At 63.3% G+C, this 22,062-nt stretch carries 17 protein-coding genes; 8 read left to right on the top strand and 9 right to left on the bottom strand.

Going from position 1 to position 22,062, the window contains the following annotated elements; translation table 11 throughout:
• Window positions 1-56 precede the first annotated feature (56 nt).
• Entirely contained in the window at window positions 57-2,633 is a 2,577-nt protein-coding gene (gene clpB / locus KTQ36_RS02595) for an ATP-dependent chaperone ClpB (RefSeq protein ID WP_218632203.1), read from the top strand.
• A gap of 77 nt (window positions 2,634-2,710) precedes the next feature.
• On the opposite strand, the gene KTQ36_RS02590 is transcribed toward clpB, so the two are convergent.
• On the bottom strand, window positions 2,711-5,941 hold the full coding sequence (locus KTQ36_RS02590; RefSeq protein ID WP_218632202.1) for a TonB-dependent receptor domain-containing protein: 3,231 nt from the start codon (window positions 5,939-5,941) through the stop codon (window positions 2,711-2,713).
• 249 nt (window positions 5,942-6,190) lie between these two features.
• Here KTQ36_RS02590 and KTQ36_RS02585 point away from each other — a divergent pair, with 249 nt between their 5' ends.
• Both KTQ36_RS02585 and KTQ36_RS02580 read left to right on the top strand, forming a co-directional pair.
• A complete protein-coding gene (locus KTQ36_RS02585) occupies window positions 6,191-6,682 on the top strand; it encodes a hypothetical protein (RefSeq protein WP_218632201.1) in 492 nt (163 codons plus the stop codon).
• Window positions 6,683-6,726: 44 nt separating this feature from the next.
• Window positions 6,727-8,175, top strand: coding sequence for a tetratricopeptide repeat-containing sulfotransferase family protein (locus tag KTQ36_RS02580; protein WP_218632200.1), 1,449 nt, complete (start codon window positions 6,727-6,729; stop codon window positions 8,173-8,175).
• Window positions 8,176-8,285: 110 nt separating this feature from the next.
• Here KTQ36_RS02580 and KTQ36_RS02575 read toward each other — a convergent pair whose 3' ends face one another.
• From KTQ36_RS02575 to xseA, 3 genes are all read right to left on the bottom strand, one after another.
• Complete coding sequence (locus KTQ36_RS02575) at window positions 8,286-11,417, bottom strand: TonB-dependent receptor (RefSeq protein WP_218632199.1); 3,132 nt, start codon at window positions 11,415-11,417, stop codon at window positions 8,286-8,288.
• Between the two features lie 180 nt (window positions 11,418-11,597).
• A complete protein-coding gene (locus KTQ36_RS02570) occupies window positions 11,598-11,816 on the bottom strand; it encodes a DUF2093 domain-containing protein (protein WP_218632198.1) in 219 nt (72 codons plus the stop codon).
• 4 nt (window positions 11,817-11,820) lie between these two features.
• Window positions 11,821-13,236, bottom strand: coding sequence for an exodeoxyribonuclease VII large subunit (gene xseA / locus KTQ36_RS02565; RefSeq protein WP_218632197.1), 1,416 nt, complete (start codon window positions 13,234-13,236; stop codon window positions 11,821-11,823).
• Here xseA and purD point away from each other — a divergent pair.
• The 3 genes from purD to KTQ36_RS02550 all read left to right on the top strand — a co-directional run bounded on the left by purD (window position 13,235) and on the right by KTQ36_RS02550 (window position 15,536).
• Window positions 13,235-14,491 carry a phosphoribosylamine--glycine ligase gene (purD, locus tag KTQ36_RS02560; RefSeq protein ID WP_218632196.1) on the top strand — a complete coding sequence of 419 codons (1,257 nt, stop codon included), beginning with the start codon at window positions 13,235-13,237 and terminating at the stop codon, window positions 14,489-14,491. The genes xseA and purD overlap by 2 nt on opposite strands.
• Window positions 14,488-14,922, top strand: coding sequence for a hypothetical protein (locus KTQ36_RS02555; RefSeq protein WP_218632195.1), 435 nt, complete (start codon window positions 14,488-14,490; stop codon window positions 14,920-14,922). The genes purD and KTQ36_RS02555 overlap by 4 nt, the downstream gene beginning before the upstream one ends.
• Window positions 14,923-15,047: 125 nt before the next feature.
• Window positions 15,048-15,536, top strand: coding sequence for a hypothetical protein (locus tag KTQ36_RS02550; protein ID WP_218632194.1), 489 nt, complete (start codon window positions 15,048-15,050; stop codon window positions 15,534-15,536).
• Between the two features lie 6 nt (window positions 15,537-15,542).
• Here KTQ36_RS02550 and KTQ36_RS02545 read toward each other — a convergent pair whose 3' ends face one another.
• The gene (locus KTQ36_RS02545) at window positions 15,543-16,886 is read right to left on the bottom strand and encodes a hemolysin family protein (protein ID WP_218632193.1); all 1,344 of its coding nucleotides are present in this window, start codon (window positions 16,884-16,886) and stop codon (window positions 15,543-15,545) included.
• A gap of 143 nt (window positions 16,887-17,029) precedes the next feature.
• On the opposite strand from KTQ36_RS02545, the gene KTQ36_RS02540 reads away from it, so the two are divergent.
• The gene (locus KTQ36_RS02540) at window positions 17,030-17,710 is read left to right on the top strand and encodes a YiaD family glycine zipper/OmpA-like lipoprotein (protein ID WP_218632192.1); all 681 of its coding nucleotides are present in this window, start codon (window positions 17,030-17,032) and stop codon (window positions 17,708-17,710) included.
• 55 nt (window positions 17,711-17,765) lie between these two features.
• Here KTQ36_RS02540 and KTQ36_RS02535 read toward each other — a convergent pair whose 3' ends face one another.
• On the bottom strand, window positions 17,766-18,197 hold the full coding sequence (locus KTQ36_RS02535; RefSeq protein WP_255554084.1) for a nucleoside deaminase: 432 nt from the start codon (window positions 18,195-18,197) through the stop codon (window positions 17,766-17,768).
• 58 nt (window positions 18,198-18,255) lie between these two features.
• A complete protein-coding gene (locus KTQ36_RS02530; protein WP_218632190.1) occupies window positions 18,256-18,549 on the bottom strand; it encodes a hypothetical protein in 294 nt (97 codons plus the stop codon).
• 176 nt (window positions 18,550-18,725) lie between these two features.
• Between KTQ36_RS02530 and rpmB the strand changes: the two genes are divergently transcribed.
• Window positions 18,726-19,013, top strand: coding sequence for a 50S ribosomal protein L28 (rpmB, locus tag KTQ36_RS02525; protein ID WP_218632189.1), 288 nt, complete (start codon window positions 18,726-18,728; stop codon window positions 19,011-19,013).
• Between the two features lie 15 nt (window positions 19,014-19,028).
• Here the strand turns inward: rpmB and KTQ36_RS02520 are convergent, their stop codons facing one another.
• Complete coding sequence (locus KTQ36_RS02520) at window positions 19,029-19,907, bottom strand: esterase-like activity of phytase family protein (RefSeq protein ID WP_218632188.1); 879 nt, start codon at window positions 19,905-19,907, stop codon at window positions 19,029-19,031.
• Window positions 19,908-20,106: 199 nt separating this feature from the next.
• The gene (gene cobT / locus KTQ36_RS02515; protein ID WP_218632187.1) at window positions 20,107-21,918 is read right to left on the bottom strand and encodes a cobaltochelatase subunit CobT; all 1,812 of its coding nucleotides are present in this window, start codon (window positions 21,916-21,918) and stop codon (window positions 20,107-20,109) included.
• Between the last annotated feature and the right edge of the window lie 144 nt (window positions 21,919-22,062).

The following is a 22,062-nucleotide window of genomic DNA, read 5'->3' as shown; positions in this document are numbered from 1 at the left end:
GTGTTGGTCTTCTAACACACCATATTCGGTGCAAGACTGACATTTGAGGGGCTCCAATGGACCTGGAAAAACTGACCGAACGCGCGCGCGGCTTCCTGCAGGCAGCGCAGACCATCGCGGCGCGCGAAAATCACCAGCAGATCACGCCTGCACACCTCGTGAAGGCGCTACTCGACGACAATGAAGGGATGGCGGCCGGCCTTATCCAGAAGGCTGGCGGCGACCCCAAGGCGGCGCTGCTCGCGATCAACGCGCTGGTCGACAAGATCCCGACCGTTACCGGCTCGGGCGCCACCCGCGCACCGGGCGTCGACGGCGACCTGATGCGCCTGCTCGACAAAGGCGGGGAGGTCGCGGAGAAATCGGGCGACACCTATGTCACCGTCGAACGGCTGCTGCTCGCCGCCCTGCTCGCGGGCGGCGACGTCGCCAAGGCACTCGAAAGCGCGGGGCTCAAGGCGCAGGCATTGAACGCCGCGATCGAGGAGCTTCGTGGCGGTCGCAAGGCCGATACGCAGAACGCCGAGGATCGCTACGACGCGCTGAAACGTTATGCAGTCGACCTCACCGAGCGGGCGCGCGAGGGCAAGCTCGATCCCGTCATCGGCCGCGACGAGGAAATCCGCCGCACCGTGCAGGTGCTCGCGCGTCGTACCAAGAACAACCCCGTCCTGATCGGCGAACCCGGCGTCGGTAAAACGGCGATCGCGGAAGGGCTCGCCCTGCGCATCGCCAATGGCGACGTGCCCGATGGGCTCAAGGACCGCACGCTCATGAGCCTCGACATGGGCTCGCTCATCGCCGGCGCGAAGTATCGCGGCGAGTTCGAGGAGCGGTTGAAGGGCGTGATCGACGAGGTGAAGCAGTCGGACGGCCGCATCATCCTGTTCATCGACGAGATGCACAATCTCGTGGGCGCGGGCAAAAGCGAAGGCGCGATGGATGCGGGCAACTTGCTCAAGCCTGCCCTCTCGCGCGGCGAACTGCACGTCATTGGCGCCACCACGCTCGACGAATATCGCAAGCATGTGGAAAAGGACGCCGCGCTCGAGCGGCGCTTCCAGCCCGTCGTCATCGGCGAGCCCTCGGTCGAGGACACCATCTCGATCCTGCGCGGGCTCAAGGAGAAGTACGAGCTGCACCACGGCGTGCGCATCACCGACCCCGCCCTGGTCGCCGCCGCGACGCTCTCGCATCGCTACATCTCCGACCGTTTCCTCCCCGACAAGGCGATCGACCTCATGGACGAGGCCGCGAGTAGGATTCGCATGGAAGTCGAGTCGAAACCCGAGGAAATTGAAGCACTTGACCGCCAGATCATCCAGCTGAAGATCGAACGCGAAGCGCTCAAGAAGGAAACCGACGCTGCATCCGCCGACCGTCTCAAAAAGCGCGAGAAAGAACTCGCCGAACTCGAACAGCAGTCGGCCGAACTGACCCAGCGCTGGCAGGCCGAGAAGGAAAAGATCGAAGCCGAGGGCGACCTCAAGGCCGAACTCGATCAGGCCCGTATCGAGCTTGAACAAGCGCAGCGCGAGGGCGACCTCGCCAAGGCCGGCGAGCTGCAATACGGCCGCATCCCCGAGCTCGAGAAAAAGCTCGAGGAAGCCTCCGCCGCCTCCGAAGGCGCGATGCTGCGCGAGGAAGTGACCGACGAGGACATCGCCTCGGTCGTGTCACGCTGGACGGGTGTCCCGGTCGAGAAGATGATGGAGGGCGAGCGCGAGAAGCTGCAGCAGATGGAAAAGCTGCTCGGCAAGCGCGTCATCGGCCAGGAAGAAGCGGTCGTTGCCGTGTCCAAGGCCGTGCGCCGTTCGCGCGCGGGGCTACAGGATCCGGGCCGTCCGCTCGGCAGCTTCCTGTTCCTGGGACCGACCGGCGTCGGCAAGACCGAGCTCACCAAGGCGCTCGCCCATTTCATGTTCGACGACGACCAGGCGATGGTCCGCATCGACATGAGCGAGTTCATGGAGAAACACAGCGTCGCCCGTCTTGTCGGGGCGCCTCCGGGATATGTCGGCTATGACGAAGGCGGGGTGCTGACCGAAGCGGTGCGTCGCCGTCCCTACCAGGTCGTGCTGTTCGACGAGGTCGAGAAGGCGCATGGCGACGTCTTCAACATCCTCCTCCAGGTGCTCGACGACGGGCGCCTGACCGACGGACAGGGTCGCACGGTCGACTTCACCAACACGATCATCATCCTGACATCGAACCTCGGCAGCCAGTATCTTGCCCAGCAGGACGAGAATGCCGATCCCAAGGAGGTCGAAGAGCAGGTCATGGAAGTCGTGCGCGGACACTTCCGCCCCGAATTCCTCAACCGGCTCGACGAGATCATTCTGTTCCACCGCCTGAGCCAGGATCACATGGCGCCGATCGTCGATATCCAGGTCGCGCGTTTGCAGAAGCTGCTGGATCCGAAGAAGATCACGCTCGACCTTACCGATGCCGCGCGGCAGTGGCTCGGCCGTGTCGGTTACGATCCGGTCTATGGCGCTCGCCCACTCAAGCGCGCAGTGCAGAAATATCTGCAGGACCCGCTCGCCGACGAGATCCTTGCCGGTCGCATCGCCGACGGGATGACGGTCAAGGTCGACGAGGGTGATGGCGCGCTGGAGCTGACCCCGGCCTAGGGCGACTTCTCGGCGGCACAATAAGAAGGGGGCGGATCCATACGGACCCGCCCCCGTCTTTTTCAGGACGCTCTGGCTTAGAGGCCGAAGCGTGCGTTCAGGAAGAACGTCCGACCGATGAAGTCGTAACCCGAAGAGGCTACGGCGTTCAGGCGGTTCGGACCCGCCACACGGTCGATCAGCGGCGGCTCGTTATCCCACAGGTTGTTGATACCTGCGGTCAGCGAGAGGTCGTTGCTGAACTCGTAGGTCAGCGAAACGTCCTGGTACCACTGCGCCGGAACACGACCGAACTGACGCGAGATCGGACGGGTGCCGTCTGCAAACGCGTAGAAGAAGTTCGTGTTGAACGGACAGGCGGGACCATTGCCGTCGAGATCCTGGTAACAGATCGACGTCTGCTTCCCGATATAGTTCAGCTGGGTCAGGAATGTGACCGGACCGGCTTCGAGGCCGCCAGTGAACTGCATCTTCCACTCGGGGAAACCGATGGTCCCGACGAGATCGCGAACGGGTTCGCTCGTGATCCGCTGCTGGTCACGTTCGAGCAGGTAGCTCGCCGTGCCCGCGAGGAACAGGTCGGCAGTTTCCCAACCGAGACCACCAAGGTTCGACCGCACGCGTGCGTTGAAGTCGAGACCGCGGACGGTTTCGATACCCGAGTTGATGAAGCCCGCAGTAACGTTCGTCAGCAAGCGCGAGCTGTTGTTCCCACCCGTACGGCGCGACACGTTGGCGCAGAACGGGCTCGTCAGGTTCGGGAAGTTGAGGTCGTTATAACACCGGTTGATCACAATGCTGGCGTCGAGGTTGTTGACGCTGTTTTCGATCTGGATGTCATAATAGCTGACCGCAAGGTCGATGTCCGTGCCCGTGAAGATGGGCGGGCTCACCGACAGCGTGGCCGTGTACGACCGCGACGTTTCCGGAAGCAGGTTGGAGTTACCACCGGTGCTGGTCGGGATGGTCGTGATACCGGCCGTCCCCAGCGTGGTCGTGTCGAGGATGCCGTTACCGTTGGTATCGGTAAAGTCGACACCGGCCGCGACACAGTTCGCAATCAACGCCTGCAGGTTCGGATCATTCTCACCCGAGAGGCCGATCGCGGTCTGGATGTTGGCGTTGATACACGGATCGAGACCACCCGAGATGCCACCGCCTTGGTCGGCCAGGAACTGCTCGCGAAGGTTCGGGGCGCGATAGCTCGTGCCGTACGAACCCGAGAGCTGGATCCAGTTGACCGGGCGATACATCGCACGCAGACGATAGGTCTCTTCGCCACCGAAATTGCTTTCGTGCGTATAGCGAATGGCGCCATCGATCTGCAGCAGGTCGATGGCCGGACGATCTTCGGCCAGGATCAGCTGAAGTTCGCCATAGACCTCGTCGAGGTTGCGCGACCCGATCGTTTCGCCTTCGACCAGCGCGTTTTCGGCCGCGTTGAGGCCAAGCACACCGACAATGTCGTTCTGCGAGGTGATCTTGTCGTTGCGATGTTCGTAACCCGCCGCGAACGACGCACCGCCGCCCCAAGAGAAGTCGAACAAGTCGCCGTTTATGTACGCGGCATAGAGCGTCTGCTCGAGGATCGTACGGTTGGTACGATTGCCAAGCAGGTAATCGCGCTCCGCATCGTTCGCGAAGGCACCATCGCCGTTCGGTCCGCCGGTGTAGATATTGTCGGCGAAGAAATCGACGATCGGACATTCGTTGAGCGAGAAGAAGCCGTTCACACCGGTACGGTCGACCGGGGTACAACCCAGCGTTCCGTCCTCACGCTGGTACAGGCCCTGCGTGACGTTGTAGAGGTGCGGTTCGAAGATGATCTTCTGCGACTGGAAGCCTTCGCCCTTGTCGTAGCTGACCGAAACATCGAACTGCCAACGACGGTCACGGAACCACTCGCCGGGCATATCGCCCTGGATTCCCAGCACGCCGCGGATCTGCTGCACATCGACAAAGAATGTCTGCGGGAGATCGTCCAGCGTGATGATCGGCGAGAGGTCCTGGTCGAACGGGTTCAACGGGTTGTCGACATAATCGCCCGTAAATCGACCATCGTCGCCAAGCACCGGAATTTCCGCCGGGATGTCCATGTAGATCTGCTCGGCAGACGCACGCACCTCCTGTTCGCGATTGAAGAAATAGGCTTCGAAATAGGCCTTGATGTCGTTGTCGTAATCAAGGTCGTACGAGCCGTTCGTCACGAACGAATAACGCTCGAGCGGCTGCACCAGGTCGGCACGAAGACGCTCGTCATTATCCGAGTAGAACGGGAAGTAGACGAAGTTGACCCAGCAGAATGCCGGCCCAAGCGACGTACAATAGTCGCGCGCGTTCGCGGGCAGAGCGCCAATCGGCTGCGTCGAGAAGTTGGGCACACCCGTATCCGACTGGCCTGGCGTGTACAGCACGAAGCTGCCGTCCGCGAGGTTGAGCGCGTTGTCGAAGAAACCATTACGCGGTGAATCGAGCGTGTAGATGGTGCCATCTTCGCCCTCTTCGATCACGCGCAAGCCGCCCGCCGTAAAGTCACGGTCGGCGCCCGAGATGCGGCTCCGGTTGAAATATTCGAGACCGGCCATGATGCGGGCGCGACCGCCCGACGTGCCGATCGTGGCCGAGATCTGCTCGATATCGCCGCCACCATGTTCGGAGCGTTCGATATTGCCAAACAGCTCGAGGCCGTCGAATTCGTCACGAAGGATGACGTTGACGACGCCGGCCACGGCGTCCGCACCGTAAATCGACGATGCACCTTCGGTGACGACGTCGATCCGCTCGATCATGCCGAGCGGCAGCAGGCCGATGTCAGGCTGCGAAGGGGCGCCGCGCACACCGGCCGAGCCGAGGCGACGACCGTTGACGAGCACGAGCGTCCGCTCGATGCCGAGACCGCGAAGGTCGATGTTCGACGAACCGGTACCACCGGTCGGCGGCGCTTCCGAAGCGTTCGAGTTACCGGCGTTGGTGTTGATCGTCGCGTCGATCTGCTGGCCCGAGGCCACGGTCGAACGCTGGAGCAATTCGGTTGCCGACGACACACCGAGCTGGAATGCCTGCTCGGCATCCAGCACCTGGATCGGTGTGGGGCTGTTGAAGGAGTCTTGGCGGATACGTGAACCGGTAATGACGATTTCACCTTCGCCCTGCGTGGCGAGCGGCGCTGTCTCCGGTTGATCGGCTTCAGGCTCCGAGAGGGCGTCAGGCGGAACGTTTTCTTCCTCACCCATCACCGGGTCAGCAACATCCTGCGCAAAAGCAGGCGTGCTAACGGCGACCGACCCCATCAGGAGGGTGGACGCCAAGAGATGACATTTGGATGTTCGCAACATCATATTCTCCCCTTTCAAACGTGATGTGACCACACACAGCCCCGTCTATGTACACATCAGGAGTCGTCAGCCTTTACCAATCAAGTCGGTCGCGCAATGCCCCCAAGGACGATGGAAGTTGAGGTGTGACGATTTTATCACATGGCCGAAACGACTAGAATTCAGCGCAAGATCGCTTAGAGTAAGCCTATGTACACGCCGTAGATCGGGAAGGATCTTTACATGAGTTTTCTGGCTTCCATCCTTTTCACACTGGCACTGCAGGACGCGCCTCCTACCACCGTAGTTGACGATGTTGCGAAGTGCCGGGAGATCTCGGATCCGACCGAGCGACTGGCCTGCTTCGACCGGGCTGCAGGGGTGCTCGCTCAGGCGCAGGAAGCCGACGAACTCGTGGTCATCGATCGCAACGTTGCGCTCGAAACCAAGCGCGAGAATTTCGGGCGCGACGACAATCTTCCCAAGGCGGCCGAGCGAATGGTCGAGGACGTCAAGATTAAGGAGATTTCGGAATCGATTACCGAATTCGCACTACTCGATTTCGGTAAGTATATTTTCCGGCTGAGCGACGGATCGATCTGGCGCATGACCGACGTCGACCGTAATCTTCGCCCGCGCGTGGGCGACTCGATCGAGATCAAGAAGATGCCGCTCGGTGGATATATGGCGACAATCGACGGCGACCGTCGCGGCGTGCGCGTCAAACGCAATTGATGCGTCTGTTGGCGCGCAGGTGAAACCCGCCTAGGACGGGCGGCATGTCCAAACCATTGCTCCTCCAGGCGATCGATGCGCTCAAGGTTGGCGATCGCGACCGGGCTCTATTCTGCCTGCGTGAGGAGCTACGCACCGGGCCGCCATCGGGACATCGTTGGCGCAGCGTCGACATGCTGGCACAGCAGATTGGCGAGATCGACATCGCGATCGAAGCTGCCAAGCGCTTCGCGGCCACGCAGCCGCTCGCGGTCGAACGGCTCGTTCACTATTGGAGCACGCTCGCGACCTTCGGACGCGAGGAGCAGGCCGAGCAGGAGATCGCGCGGCTCCCTGAACGTGCACAGGGGCACCCCGACGTCCTCCAGATTCGCGGGACCCTTGCGACCGACAGTGGACGGTTCGATGAGGCCGAGGCCTTTTTCCGGGCGTTGATCGCGGCCCCGACCAGTCCCGAGCGAGGCTGGTTCCCGCTCTCGATGGTAAAGAAATTCACGCCCGACGATCCGGATATCGCGGCGATGGAAGAAGTCCGCGGGCAACTGGCTGCGGTCGAGCCCGATGCGCAGGCCCGGTTCCTTTACGGATTGGGCAAGGCCTACACCGACATCGGTGACATGGATCGGGCATTTGCCCGCTATAGCGAGGGGGCGCGGATCCGCCGCCGCCTCGAGCCCTACGACCGACGAGCGACCGAGGCGTACGTCGATGGGCTTGTCCGTGAGTTTACGTCTGATTCAATCGAGCAATTGGTGCACTCGGAGGTGCAGGGATCGCGGAGCCTGTTCGTCAACGGTCTGCCACGGTCGGGCTCGACCCTTGTCGAGCAGATCCTCGCAAGTCACAGCGCGGTCCATGATGGCGGTGAGGTCAATCTGGTTGGCCCGTCGCTCATCCCCGCCGGACGGCGCGACTGGGCGGGAGCCATCGCCTATCAGCAGCGCAGCGGGTCGGACGATCCGTGGGGCGACTGCGCGAGAACCTACGACCGGTTGATCGGCGAGCGCTTCGGCGCATCCGGACGGATCGTCGATAAGTCGCTGGTCCAGTCACACACGCTGGGGCTCCAGCTCCACATGCTTCCCGACGCAAAGCTCGTCTGGATGCGCCGCGACCCTGAAGACAGTGCGTGGTCGATCTTCCGGAACTACTTCACTCGCTCCGTCTCCTGGGGCTGGTCGCTCGAAGACATCGCCCATTTCATGACCCTCGAGGACCGGCTGCACGCGCATTGGTGCGAGATTTTTCCTGACCGCATCCTGACCGTCCCGTACGAAGAGCTTGTCTCCGAACCCGAAGCCTGGATCCCACGAATCCTTGGCCATTTCGGACTAGACGAAGAGGAAGGCGTCTATCGCTTTCACGAGAAGAAGCGGCGGGTGAAGACGGCCAGCGTCACGCAGGTGCGCTCGCCGATCTCGACCAAGGCCATCGGTCAGGCCGATGCCGTCGCCGACCATATGGCGCCGTTCCGGGACGCTTACCGCCCCTAGCCTCATGAACGGCAAGAAGCCCCGCACCCAGGCGAGGCTTTCGTCGACTTCGCGCAAAAAGAAAGGGGCGGGCCGAAGCCCACCCCTTCCCTTTACGGTATCGCCTTCGATTAGAAGGTGATGTCCAGACCCAGACGGACAGCGCGCGGAGCCTGGTAGCTCGTGACGTTGTCGTAGTTCGGGTTCGGGATAACCGCGGTCGGTTCGCCCGCAGCGTTCTGAGTGTCGATGTCGAGATCACCGAACTCGTTACGCGACGTGACGTTCTGCGAGTTGAAGATATTGAAGATATCTGCACGCAGCGTGACCTGACGGTCGTCACCCATGTCGATGCCGTAACGCAGCGACATGTCGGCGTTGAACAGCCAATCGGTTTCCGAACCTTCACCGCGCGGTGCCGGCTGCAGACCGCAATAGTGCGAAGCCGCACCATAGAGGTTGCCGAACACGTCGGTCGGGTGGAAGCCGAAGCAGCTCAGCGGACGCGGGCTTTCGAGCGACAGGTTCGCACCGACGATCAGCTCATCGATGACGCGCGCGGCGCCGAAGAGCTTGAAGCGGTGACGACGGTCGTTCGGAAGGTTACCGTACGAGAAGTCGGTGAAGCCCGGCTGGTCGAAGTCCTGCGTGATGCCGGCGTCGTCCTGACCGAAGTCGGACTGGACGAGACCTTCGGTGTTACCACGCGATTTCGACCAGGTGTACGAACCGCTCAGCGACCAGTTGCCATCCCACGGACGACGCGCGGTCAGCTCGACGGCGTCATACTTACGGACGGCGGCCGGGTAGCCCAGCTCGTCAGCCGTGAAGGTGACTTCCGCACAAGCACGCGGATCGGTGTCGCAAAGCGCATCGCCGTCGAGGACGACGGTCATCGTGCCACCCGGGTTCCAGATCGTGTACTGGTGGAAGCCAGTCCAGATCGATTCACAGCCGACAATGCCCTGCTCGTCACAGTAGTTCAGAACAGCAAGGTCAATCGCCGAGTCTTCCGCGGTGCGGTCAAGACGACGGTTGATGTAGCTGATGCCAACCTGGAAGTCGCCGAAGTCGTGCTCGTAACCAACCAGCCACTCGGTTTCCTTCGTGGCTTCGAGGTTCGACGCGATCAGGGCGTCGGTCGGCGGAACCGAACCGTTGCCGGTGACCGAGCAGTTCTGGCCCGACGAAACCGTCGAAAGCGCGAACGGACAGGTCGACTGGTACGACGACAGGTCGGTGACCTGGTCGCCGAGGATCGGCAAGCCGTTGCTGTCGATGCCGAGGACTTCGAAGCGCTCACGGAAGAAGAATTCCGAGCCCGCCATACGGAACGCGGTGTTCGACGCGACCGGCAGGAAGTACGTGCCGTAGAAGCCGTACAGCTTGCCGTTCTGCTCCGGCCACAGGTCGTAGGTGAAGCCCAGACGCGGTGCCCAGTTGTCGTCGAGCGAGGTGAGGATCTCACCGTCGGCACGTTCGACTTCGAACTTGTCGTTACGAAGACCAAGGTTCAGCGTCAGGCGATCGGTGATGTCCCACTCGTCCTGGATGTAGAACGCGGTGTTCGTCGAATCGAACGCACCACCCGAGTTGAAGTAGTTCAGCTCGACCAGCGGGTTGCCGCTGGCGTTGGGGGCACGACCGACCAGCGCGATACCGGCGCCGCCCGAACCTGCGTCATACGCAGCCTGGGTCATGAAGCCAGCGGCCAGGAGGAAGTCACCACCGGTACGAACCGACGAGCGGGTCAGGGTGTTGATTTCACGGTCCCAACCAGCACGGATGTGGTGGTCGCCGAAGGCGTTGAAGAACAGGTCGACGTCAGCACGATAGAACTCACGTTCCGTATTGTACGGAGCCGAGGTCGTCGCGGTACGCTGTTCGGTGTAGTAGCCGCCGAACGGAACGTCGAAGAACGTGCCGCCCGAAAGGTTACGGTACCACGGGTTGGTCGCCGAAGCGCCGATGCCGCGGTTGTCGAAGCGGTCACGCATCTTACCGTAGGCACCCGAGATCGTCAGGAAGTCGGTGAGGTTACCGGTGTACTTCGCGACGTAGTTCACGCCACCGAAGTTGGCTTCCGATTCGGCGATCTGGCCGCCGACGACGCCCATGCCATTGGTTTCCGAATAGTCGTAGCTCTTCACTTCCGTCTTACGACGCGTGTCGAAGATGGTGAACTCGAGCTGGTGACCGTCGAATGGAATAGCGTCGACCTTCAGGCCCCAGAACGGATCGTCCTGGATCTGCTGCGTGGCCGAACCCGAACGCGGAGCAACCGTCAGCGTGTCGACTTCACGGAACTCGACGAGACCGTAGAGGAACAGGTGGTCGCGGATGACCGGGCCACCGGCTTCGAGGATCGCCGAGTAGCTGTCGGCACGATCTTCGTCGCGGTTGGTCGAGTTTTCGCAGGTGCCGTCGCTGTCACAGGTGATCAGGTCACGGCCGTTGCTGCGCAGCCAGTCGGGCGCCCAGTTCAGGTGGAGAGCACCGAAGAAGTCGTTCGAACCCGACTTCGTCACGGCGTTGACGATACCACCGGTCGCACGACCGAATTCGGCCGGATAACCGCCCGACTTCACTTCGACCGAACGATACATGTCGAACGGCACGCGAGCCGAACCCAGGTAGTTGTCGAAGTTGGTGATGTTCAGACCGTTCAGGTAGTACGCGTTTTCCGCGACCGACGAACCGCCGATCGACGCGAGGTTACCGAACGCGCTGTCGCCCTGGGTCGTACCCGGGGCAAGCAGGACGACCGAGGTCAGGTCGCGGCCGATCGGAACGGTCTTGACCAGTTCTTCGACGTCGACGTTGAGACCAAGGGTCGTGCCTTCGAAGTCGTTGAGCAGCGAGCTGCCCTGGACGACGATGGCTTCTTCGGTGGCGAGGCCGCCGGGGATGACGACATCGACGTTGGCGTTCTGCGACGCGAGAAGGCGAAGGCCTTCAGCGCGATAGACTTCGCCGGTTTCGTTCGAAACGACGAGGTCGTAGTTACCAGCCGGGACCGCCGAGTAGCGGAAGCCACCGTTGGCGCCGGTCGTCGCGGTACGCGTAAAACCGAGGTCGAGCGACACGAGCTGGACAGTCGCGCCGGAGATGGCGTTGCCGCCTTCGTCCTGCACGGTGCCCGACAAGGCCGCCGAGGTATAGTCCTGAGCAGCCGCCGGAGCCGCGACCATCGTGGCCGCCGCAACGCCGGAACCCAGGAGCGCAAAGGCCGAAGCCGTTGCGCGAAGAGTTGCCTTCTTCATTACAGTCTCCTGATATTGGTGCCCATTTTGGGCAACCCAAACTCTCGCGGGAAGTAAGTCCCACCCCCACGTAGCGTCCGTTTAGCTGGAAAGGGGGCGGTGCTGTAAAGCGTTCAGGAGGGGTAGCGAGGCATTTGTGACTCTACTGTGTCACCAATGCCACAACGCCAGAAGCTACTCTTAACGTGGGTCAATTCGGGACGAACGAACTTCGGCCTCATGGCTCGCGTTGGCGTCGAGATAGGCTTCCTGGCGCGCAACCGACCAGTAGCGTAGCTGCTCGAGCGGAATCGCCTGGCCGGTCACCGCGCAGCGGACATGGTCGCCCGCGCCCAGCACCCTGAACGTCCCGTCCATGTAATGGATTTTGGCTTCCTGGCCGATCCCACCGCGCAACATGCCTCTACTCCTCGTCGCCGGGTTCGTCGAACAGTCCCGGTTGGCCGGGGCGATAGGCGGTGGCGGGTTTCTTCGCAACCTTGCGCGGCCTCGCGGCCTTGCCAGACGGCACCGCATCCATCGCTCCATCGGCGAAATGAAGCTTGAGGCTCGCCGCAGCCCTTGCGGCCTTCGCGCTCATGATCGTCTTGCCGTCCGCGCCCTCCACGCGCGCGAAGCCTTTGGATAGCGGGCGTTCGGGGTGGAGCAGCGTCATCTGCCGGTAGAGATTCTCGACCCGCCGGGCATCGTCGGACAACCGATTGCCAAGCAGGCGGCTCGCATCGAGCCGACCGGTCCAGCCCGACAGCCGGCCTGCCGCCTCAGTCGCGCGTTCGCGCAACCCGCGTCCCAGCCGCCGGACTGCATCGTCGAGGCGCTGGTTGGGTAACGCGAACAGGCTCTCGCCCTCGGGCAGGCGCTCTCGGACGAGGTCAAACCGTTCCCCCGCACGGTCGAGCCGTCGTGACAGCGCATCGCCCGCGCGCCGTCCCTGCTCTCCGACATAGGCTGCCAGTTCGCGCCGGACCGGCACGGCCATCTCGGCGGCTGCGGTCGGGGTCGGGGCACGCCGGTCGGACGCATAGTCGATCAGCGTGGTGTCGGTTTCGTGTCCCACCGCACTGATGAGCGGGATCGAACAGTCGGCGGCGGCGCGCACCACGACTTCCTCGTTGAAGGCCCACAGATCCTCGATCGAGCCACCCCCGCGCGCCACGATCAGGAGGTCGGGACGGGGCACTGGGCCGCCTTGCCCGAGCGAATCGAAGCCGCGGATCGCAGCCGCGACCTTGTCCGCGGCCCCCTCGCCCTGCACCACCACCGGCCACAACACGACGTGGGTCGGAAAGCGATCTTCAAGGCGGTGGAGGATGTCGCGAATAACCGCACCGGTCGGGCTGGTCACAACCCCGATCGTGCGCGGCAGGTACGGCAGCGGCTTCTTGCGCTCTTCGGCGAACAGTCCTTCGGCCGCGAGTTGGCGACGCCGCTTGTCGAGCAGCGCCATCAGCGCGCCCTGCCCCGCCAGTTCGAGCGCATCGACGACGATCTGGTATTTCGAGCGGCCCGGATAGGTGGTGAGCTTGCCCGTCGCCACGACCTCTGCCCCGTCTTCGGGCGCAAAGGCGAGCCGCTGTGCCGTGCCGCGCCACATCACCGCATCGAGGACCGCCTTGTCGTCCTTGAGGGCCAAATAGCAATGCCCCGATGCCGCCCGTTTCCAACCGCTTATCTCTCCGCGCACGCGGACGCGCGCGAAGGCGCCCTCGACGGTCCGCTTGAGCGCGCCGGAGACTTCCGACACGCTCATCGCACCCGCATTGTCGCCGGGGGTCTCGTTCGCTAACAGGCCGGAAGATTCTTCTTGAGGGGACGACATGAACATCCTGGTATTGGGTTCGGGTGGGCGCGAGGATGCGCTGTCGTGGCGACTTTCGCAATCGCCCTCTTGCGACAAACTGATCTGCGCGCCGGGCAACCCGGGCATGGCACGTTGGGCCGAACGGTTGGCGAGCCTCGATCCGTGTGACGCCGATGCCGTGATCGCGCTGGCGAGCGAAGAGGCGATAGACCTCGTTGTCGTGGGGCCCGAGGCGCCGCTGGTCGCAGGGGTCGCGGACAAGCTGCGGGATGCCGGTTTCGCCGTGCTCGGCCCGAGTGCTGCCGCCGCCCAGCTCGAAGGATCGAAGGGGTTCACCAAGGACCTGTGTGCACGCGCCAACATCCCGACCGCCGGCTACGTCCGCACCACCACCGTCACCGAGGGGCTCGAGGCGCTCGAGAAATTCGGCGCGCCGGTAGTCGTGAAGGCCGACGGTCTTGCCGCGGGCAAGGGCGTGACGGTCGCGATGACGATGGACGAAGCCCGGGCCGCGGTGAAGGCGGCGGGCGACGGCGAGATGGTGATCGAGGAATATCTCGAGGGCGAGGAAGCCAGCCTATTCGCCTTCGTCGATGGCAAGCACGTCTGTCCGATCGGCTCGGCACAGGACCACAAGCGCGTGGGCGAAGGCGATGTCGGGCCGAACACGGGAGGCATGGGCGCCTATTCCCCTGCTCCGGTTCTCACCGACGAGCTCACCGAGCGGGCCATGGACGAGATCCTGCGTCCGACGGCGGAGACGCTCGCCGAGGAGGGCATGCCTTTCAACGGCATCTTATATGCGGGGCTCATGCTGACCAGCGACGGCCCCAAGCTGATCGAGTATAATGTCCGCTTCGGCGACCCCGAATGCCAGGTCGTTATGCCGCGCATCGAGGGCGACTTCGCCGCCATGTGCCTTGCGGTGGCTGCTGGCGACATGGAGACATTGCCCGTGATCGAGCTTGAAGACGCACACGTCATGACGGTCGTCATCGCCGCGCAAAACTATCCGGGCACGCCCAAGAAGGGCGGCACGATCACGGGTATCGAAGCCGCGGAAGAAGACGGCGCGATCGTCTTTCAAGCCGGCACCGCCGAACAGGACGGAAAGCTCGTCGCATCGGGTGGACGCGTGCTTGCTGTTACCGCAGCGGGCGCAACGCTCGCCGAGGCGCGGGATGCGGCCTACGCTGCAGTCGACAAGATCGACTATGCGGACGGCTTCCACCGACGCGATATTGGCTGGCGTGAGCTGGAGCGTGTTTCGTGAGGCCGCGCACCGCCGTCTTCGCGGGCATCGCCGCGACCTTCGCCTTCGCGGCGGCTTGGCACGGTCCCGTCGGCGGCGCCGGCGCGAGGATTGCTGCAGAGGGCGAGGAACTCACCCGCCTCAATCTCGAATATTACGAGATGGACCAGGTCTCGGGCTGGATGCAGCGCGGCCCGCTGACGCGGCGTATCTGGCTCGCGGGCGAAGCCGATACGTTTCAGCGTCGGGAGCTACAGCGAATCCTGCGCGGCCTTCCCCAAGTCTCCGACGTGCAATGGTATCGCGACGGGGGCGGCACGGTGCGGGCGCCAATCGTCCTGCCATTGGTCTTCGAGGCCGAGCTGGCGGCATTGTCGAGCTTCGCCATCGGCTTTATCCTGACCTATCTCGTCGCACTGCGACGGCGCTATATTCGCGGCGCGATCGTCTAGGAGGCCTCAGCATGGACGCGTTTATCGCCGCTTACTGGCCTGCCATCGTCGCCGGTTTCGCTTTCGGGATCATCGCGGGCTTTTTCGCGTTCCGTCCTAAACCCACAAAGAAAGACTAGTTGCCCATGACCCAGACACAGATGATCCTTGTTGCCGTTGGCGTGGTCATCCTGCTGCTCGTTCTCTGGCTTCTCCTCAAGCCCAAGCAGCGCGTATCGCTCTCCGACGAAACGCCTGTCCGGCCGCACATGGTCGAGGGCGGGGTCAGCACCGAAGGGCGCTCGATCATCGACGAGGCGGCGGCCGCGACCACCGACGTCGCGGGCCAGATTCTGGGCGCCGAGGTTCACGAAAATCTGCCGGGCGCTGTCGGCGAGCCCGACGACCTGCGCCAGCTCAAAGGTGTGGGACCGAAACTGGCAAAAACGCTCAACCAGATGGGGATCATGCGGTTCGACCAGATCGCCAAGCTCGCGCCGAGCCAGGTCGCGGCGATCGACGAACAGCTTGGTGCCTTCAAGGGACGTTTCCAGCGCGATCGAATCGTCGAACAGGCCGACTATCTCGCGCGCGGCGACACGGACGGTTACGAGGCGCGCTTCGGAAAGCTGTAGGCTGGGCTAGTCCGCATTGCCGTCCGGTGACGGCGCAGGCTTTTTCTTCTTCTTTCGGCGGGCGATCAGCTTGTCGATCTTGCGCCCGTCCATGTCGACGACCTCGAACTTCCAATTGTCGACTTCGAACCGTTCACCCTCGGCGGGTAGGCGTTTGAGCACCGACAGGGCAAAGCCGGCCACCGTCGAATAATCGCGCTCGTCTTCGTCGAGACGGATGCGGAGCTTGTCGGTAAGGACGTCGACCTTTGCGGAGCCAGCGACGAGATAGCTCCCGTCCTTCCGCTCAACCAACGGCTCTTCGCTATCCTCGTCGCTGATGAAGTGTCCGGCGAGAGCCACGAGGATCGAACCCGGCGTCACGATCCCGTCGAGATGGCCATATTCGTCGTGGACCAACGCCAGCGGCACGTCCGCTGCGCGCAATACGGCAAGCGCATCCATCGCATCCATCAGGTCGGGAATGATCGGCGCTGGCTTGGCCAGGCTGGCAAGATCGAGCGACTTGCCGTCGAGCAATGTTGTCAGGATATCGCGCGCGCGGACGACGCCGACGATTTCGTCGACCGAGCCGTCCGCGATCGGCAGGCGGCTATGCGGGCTCGATTCGAGCGCGCTGCGGACGAGGGGGGCGCTGGACTTCACGTCGATCCAGTCGATTTCGGTGCGCGGTGTCATGATCTCTCGCACGGGTCGGTCGGCGAGGCGCACCACGCCTGAAATGATCGCCCGCTCCGATTCCTCGAGCACGCCCGCGGTCTGCGCTTCGGCGACGACCATGTGCAGTTCTTCTGCAGTGACGTGATTCTCGCTCTCGCGCTTGACGCCGAGCAAGCGGAACACGAGCGCGCTGGTCTTGTCGAGCAACCAGACGAGCGGCGCGGTGACCCTCGAGAGGAAATACATCGGACGCGCGACGAACGCCGCGATGGGCTCGGGCGAACGCAACGCGAATTGCTTGGGCACCAGTTCGCCAATCACCAGGCTGGCGTAGGTGGTGAGCACGATGACGGTGCCGAAGCCGAGGCTCTGCGCGAGATCAGGCTCGACGCCGAGCGCTGCAAAGCGTTCGGACACGGGGCCGCCGAGGCTGGCGCCTGAATAGGCGCCTGCCAAAATGCCGATCAGCGTGATCCCGATCTGGACGGTCGAGAGGAAGCGCCCGGGCTGCGCGGCCAGGTCGAGCGCGACCGTCGCTCCCTTCGATCCGTCCTGCGCCATCGCCTTCAATCGCGCTTCGCGCGCCGACACGATCGCCAGCTCGCTCATCGACAACAGGCCGTTCATCATCACCAGCAGGAGGATGAGGAAAACGTCGATCCAGGGAATGGGGGTCAAAGGGTCGCTCATGTGCGTGGCGCCATTCATGGCGCGTAAACGGCAATTCGACAAGCACTTGCGACGAACCGTTTCGGCATTGCAACCGCCACGGAACAAAGCGCCCGATGCACGGATTGGACGTGCAAAAGGGCATTTCGAAAGGACTCTCCAATATGCGCAACAAAGTTTTGATCGCAGCCGCAGCCGCCACGACGCTTGCCGCTTGCACCACCGACGCCATGACGGGCCAGAAGCGTGTCTCGACCGAAGCGGGTCTAGGCGCGGTGCTTGGCGCTGTCGTCGGCGCGGGACTCGGCGACCTGATCGGTGGTCGCAACAGCCGTACCGAATCCATTGTCGGCGCCGGAATTGGCGCGGTCGCGGGCGGCGCGATCGGAGCCTATATGGACCGGCAGGAGCAGGAAATGCGCCGGGAAACCGAGGGGACGGGCGTGGACGTTATCCGCCAAGGTGACAACCTCCTGCTCCGCATGCCCTCGGGTATCACCTTCGCGTTCGACAGCTACGCGGTTCAGCCCGAATTCCAGGGCACCCTGAACGAGATTGCGAGCACGCTGAACGCCTACGAATCGACCTATATCGACGTGATGGGACACACTGATTCGACCGGGAGCGACGCCTACAACCAGACACTTTCGGAGCGTCGCGCACAGGCCGTCGCCAACTACCTGACTGCGCAAGGTGTCAACCGGGCCCGCATCGCGACGCAAGGCTACGGGGAAAGCTCGCCGATCGCGGACAATTCGACCGAAGCCGGACGCCAGCAAAACCGTCGCGTGGAAATTCGCGTAACGCCCGTTACGCAGAACGACGTCAACGCGGTCGGCTACTAGTCCGGGTCTTTGAAGTTGCTCGGGAAGGGCGGCCTCGCAAGGGGTCGCCCTTTTTCTATCGGCGCTCTTTAAAGAACTTGCGAAGCTGGAGAGACGCTTCTTTCTCGCCGATGCCGCTCAAAATTTCCGGCCGATGGTGACACGTTGTCTGCGAAAAAATTCGTGCTCCATGCAAGACGCCACCGCCCTTGGAATCTTCCGCGGCGAACACCAGCTTTTCGATGCGCGCCAGCGCGATCGCGCCGGCGCACATGGCACAGGGCTCCAGCGTGACCCAAAGCGTATGGCCGTCGAGGCGCGAGGAGAACAGCGCTTCTCCAGCGCGGCGAATGGCGAGCATTTCCGCATGAGCCGTAGGATCGTTGCCAACGCGCATGGCATTGCCCGCCTCGGCGACGATCCTTCCGTCTGCGTCAGTGATGACGGCGCCGACCGGCACCTCGCCCGCCTCGCTTGCTGCCTCGGCGAGCGCCAGCGCGCGCTTCATCGGCTCGGGAAGCGGGAAATGAGTCATGGCGAGGCGCTAACCTGCCGCACGCCCAAAGTCACGGCGTCGCAGGCTGCTCTTCCACTTGCGACTCGCCTTCAGCGGTTTCGGTTGCCGGTTCGACTTCCAGCTTGGGTACCGTCACTGCGCGGGTCTCGCTGCCCACCGCGACCGAGCCTGTCTCGACATCGAAGGTCGGCTGTCGCCCGCCAGTCGCCTCGACGCCTTCGTCGGTGACGCTGACTTCTGGAAGTTCGGCAGGTTGCGTTTGGCGGATATCGACCAATCCGCTCCCGACAGCCACGATCAGGACTGCCACCACAAGGATCAATAGTACGATTACGGTACGCATTCAGTCCCTCTCGCCTTACTTGCCTTTGACATTCCCCAAACCAACACACGACTACCGTGTCGGTTTCCCGACATTCCTTCGGCAGGACGGTGAATCGGTTGACGGGTGCGACGTCAGGCGGTATCGGGCGCACGCTTTAACGGGCAATAAGCCCGCAGATACACAGGATTAGACAGATGTCGCGCATTTGCGAACTGACCGGCAAGGGCCGGCAGGTGGGCAACAACGTTTCCCACGCCAACAACAAGACCAAGCGGGTTTTCCTCCCGAACTTGCAGAATGTCACGCTGATGAGCGAATCGCTCGATCGCCGTGTGAAATTCCGCGTGTCGACGCAGGGTCTGCGCTCGGTCGAACATGTCGGCGGCCTCGACAACTGGCTGGCCAAGACCAGCGACGACAAGCTGTCGACCAAGGCGCAGAAGCTGAAGCGCGAAATCGCGAAGGCACAGGCGGCCAACTAAGCCGCTGCGAGGCTCCTACTCCGGAGCCTCCGGCCACTTCGCGTCCGGCACGTCCCACGCCACCAGGCGCTGGGACAACGCGCCCAGCCCGTTATCGTCGGTGACGATCCAGAGCCGCGTGAGGCCTTCCTCGCGCGGTTCGGCGCATATGCCCTCCGCGTTCGCGTTGAAGGGCAGCGGCAGACTGACCGGTCGGTCGATTGCGAGACCTTCTCGGTTGAACGACGCGGTCGCGACCGAAGCGCTGAAACCCAGCGGCCCGAGCTTGCGCATCAGCACGATCCCGCGACCGTCCGGGTGACGGGTCGCCCCCGTGATCCACATGTCGGCACCCGAAACACGGATCGGCCTGATGGCGTCGCCAAGATCGTAAGCGAGCCGCGCCTGTTCGGTGACGGCGATGGGCCGCGGCGCATCTCCGCCCGGGGGCAGCAGCGCCTCGACGCTCCAGTTTGCCACGCCGTCGCGCCTCGGCAGGTCGCGCACGCTGTTCCCCCGACGCGCATCGAAGATCCACAGGCGGTGGCGCAACTCCTCCGCGATGAGCGTCGCCCCACCGGAATAGGCGATCGCCTCTGCATCTCCGATCCCGCGAAGCGACGCGATTTCCATCGATGCCCGCGTCGTTCCTTGCTCCGGAAATTGCAGCTGCAGCCTGGACCCGGTGTCGGTGACGATATCGAGCGGCCCGAATGGTGCGCATGCGAGACCCGACATGCCCGCAACACGCGGATCGTCAGCCTCGACCTCCCATGCCCCATGCAACGCCCAGCCCTCGGGAGACGCTTGATCGACCGGCACGAGCGTGGCGCCGACCAGCACATCCGGCAGGTCCGTAAACTCGGGCCGCTCACGCAGGAACGGCCATGCTGCGAGCACCAGAACGGCAAGCATCACATGTCGGCTAAGCGACAGAAAATGCTGAACAAATCCTGACATCAGCATTCAGTCTTCATGAAGGGCGAATCGGGCATAAGCAGGTTCATCGGCGGGGTTTCCCCTTTTTCCCCGCCAATGAAAAACCCTCGCGTCGCGTATCGAGGGGGGCTCGGCACGGCGTAAATCGTGTCGGGCCCATTTTTTTGCCTGAGCGTCACGTCTCGAGGTCGAACAGGCCTGCCAGCTGGTCGACCAGCGCGCCGCCCAATTGCTCGACGTCCATGATGGTCACCGCGCGGCGATAATAACGCGTCACATCATGTCCGATTCCAATTGCCGCCAGCTCGACTGTGGAGCGGGTCTCGATCCAGTCGATGACGCTGCGCAAATGCGATTCGAGATAGGTGCCGCCATTGGCCGACCCGGTCGAATCGTCGACCGGTGCACCATCGGAAATCACCATCAGGATGCGCCTCTCCTCGGGCCGCGCGATCAATCGCTGGTGCGCCCAGAGCAACGCCTCCCCGTCGATATTTTCCTTGAGCAGCCCTTCGCGCATCATCAGGCCCAGCCCCTTGCGCGCATGACGATAAGGCTCGTCGGACTTCTTGTAGACGATATGGCGCAGGTCGTTGAGGCGACCCGGGTTGGCGGGGCGACCCGCAGCGAGCCAGTCCTCGCGGCTCTGCCCGCCCTTCCATGCGCGGGTCGTAAAGCCGAGCACCTCGCTCTTCACCCCGCACCGCTCGAGTGTTTGCGCGAGGACGTCGGCGCAAATGGCGGCGATGGAGATCGGGCGTCCGCGCATCGAACCACTATTGTCGATCAGCAGGCTGACGACCGTGTCCTTGAACTCGGTGTCGCGCTCGATCTTGTAGCTGAGCGAGTGGGTCGGCGAGACGACGACGCGTGCCAGACGCGCGGCATCGAGCAGCCCTTCTTCCTGGTCGAACGCCCAGCTGCGCGCCTGCTGCGCCATCAGACGTCGCTGTAATCGATTGGCAAGCCGCGTCACCGTGCCCGACATCGAGCCCATCTGGCCGTCGAGATAGGCTCGCAACCGTTCAAGCTCCTCGTCGTCGCACAGTTCGTCGGCAGTGACGATTTCGTCATGCCGGGTGGTGAAGGCGCGATAGGGATGCACCGGCCCGTCGGCGAGATTGCGCCGCGCGGAGGATGCCGGCGCCCGCTCGTCGGCTTCGCCCGGATCGGCAGGCTCGTCGGTTTCCTCCCAGTCCTGCGGCTGCTCTTGCTCCTCGCCCTGCGATTCCTCGGGGCGCTGCTCGGCCTCGCCGCCATCACCATCGGCGGTATCGTCGTCGGCGTCGTCCTCACCCTCGTCGGGCCCCTCGTCCGGTTCCTCGCCTTCCTCGGGCTCGGATTCCTCGGCCGGGTCGTCGAGCTCGAGATCGAGATCGACGATCATCTGTCGTGCAAGCTTGGCGAAGGACTGCTGGTCGTCGAGCGTCAGCCCGAGCCCGTCGAGCGATTCGCCGATTTTCTCTTCGATCCACGGCTGGATCAGCTCGAGCCCTTCGCGCGCCTGTTCGGGCGGTGCTTCGCCGGTCAGCGCCTCGCGGACGAGCAATGCCAGCGCACTCTCGACCGGCACTTCCTCCATGCTGCGCGCCCGCACGATCGCGTCGCTGCGAATCTCGTCGCGGTGCATGGCGGCAAGATTGTCGCGGACTCCGGGCAATCCCTTGGCACCCAGCGCCTTGACCCTTTCGGCCTCGAGCGCGTCGAACACCGCACGTGCTTCATCGTCCCCCGGACGCGAAGCGCCGTGAATGGCGGCATCGTGATGACGGCGCATGAGCCCCGCACGGTCCGCCGCCCCGCGCGCCGCGGCGACGCGTGCGGCATCCATCGCCTCACCCGGCGACGGCACCTGGCTGGCATCGGCGGCGTTGGCGCGCGCGCTTTCGCTGGCGTAGCGAATGTCGAGCTCGGGATCGCGCGCCAACGCTCTCGCGGCACCCGCAATGGCGCGGCGAAACTGGTCGAGGCGATCGGGCTTGGCCATGGCTCTGCCTCTGCCCAAGCCGGTGATGAAAAGCAAACCTGTACGAAAGTGCGCCCTGCCCGCTTCCCAATGTCGGACAGTCGACGCCAAACGTGGCGAATGGGCCACAACCGCCTGTTTCAAAACGGGAATTTTCATTTTTTG

The sequence above is a fragment of the Sphingomicrobium clamense genome (assembly GCF_019264355.1).
In the GTDB taxonomy this organism is placed as follows: Bacteria; Pseudomonadota; Alphaproteobacteria; order Sphingomonadales; family Sphingomonadaceae; genus Sphingomicrobium; species Sphingomicrobium clamense.
The sequence above is the reverse complement of the archived record's forward strand: the minus strand, read 5'-3'. Positions and strand labels throughout refer to the sequence as shown.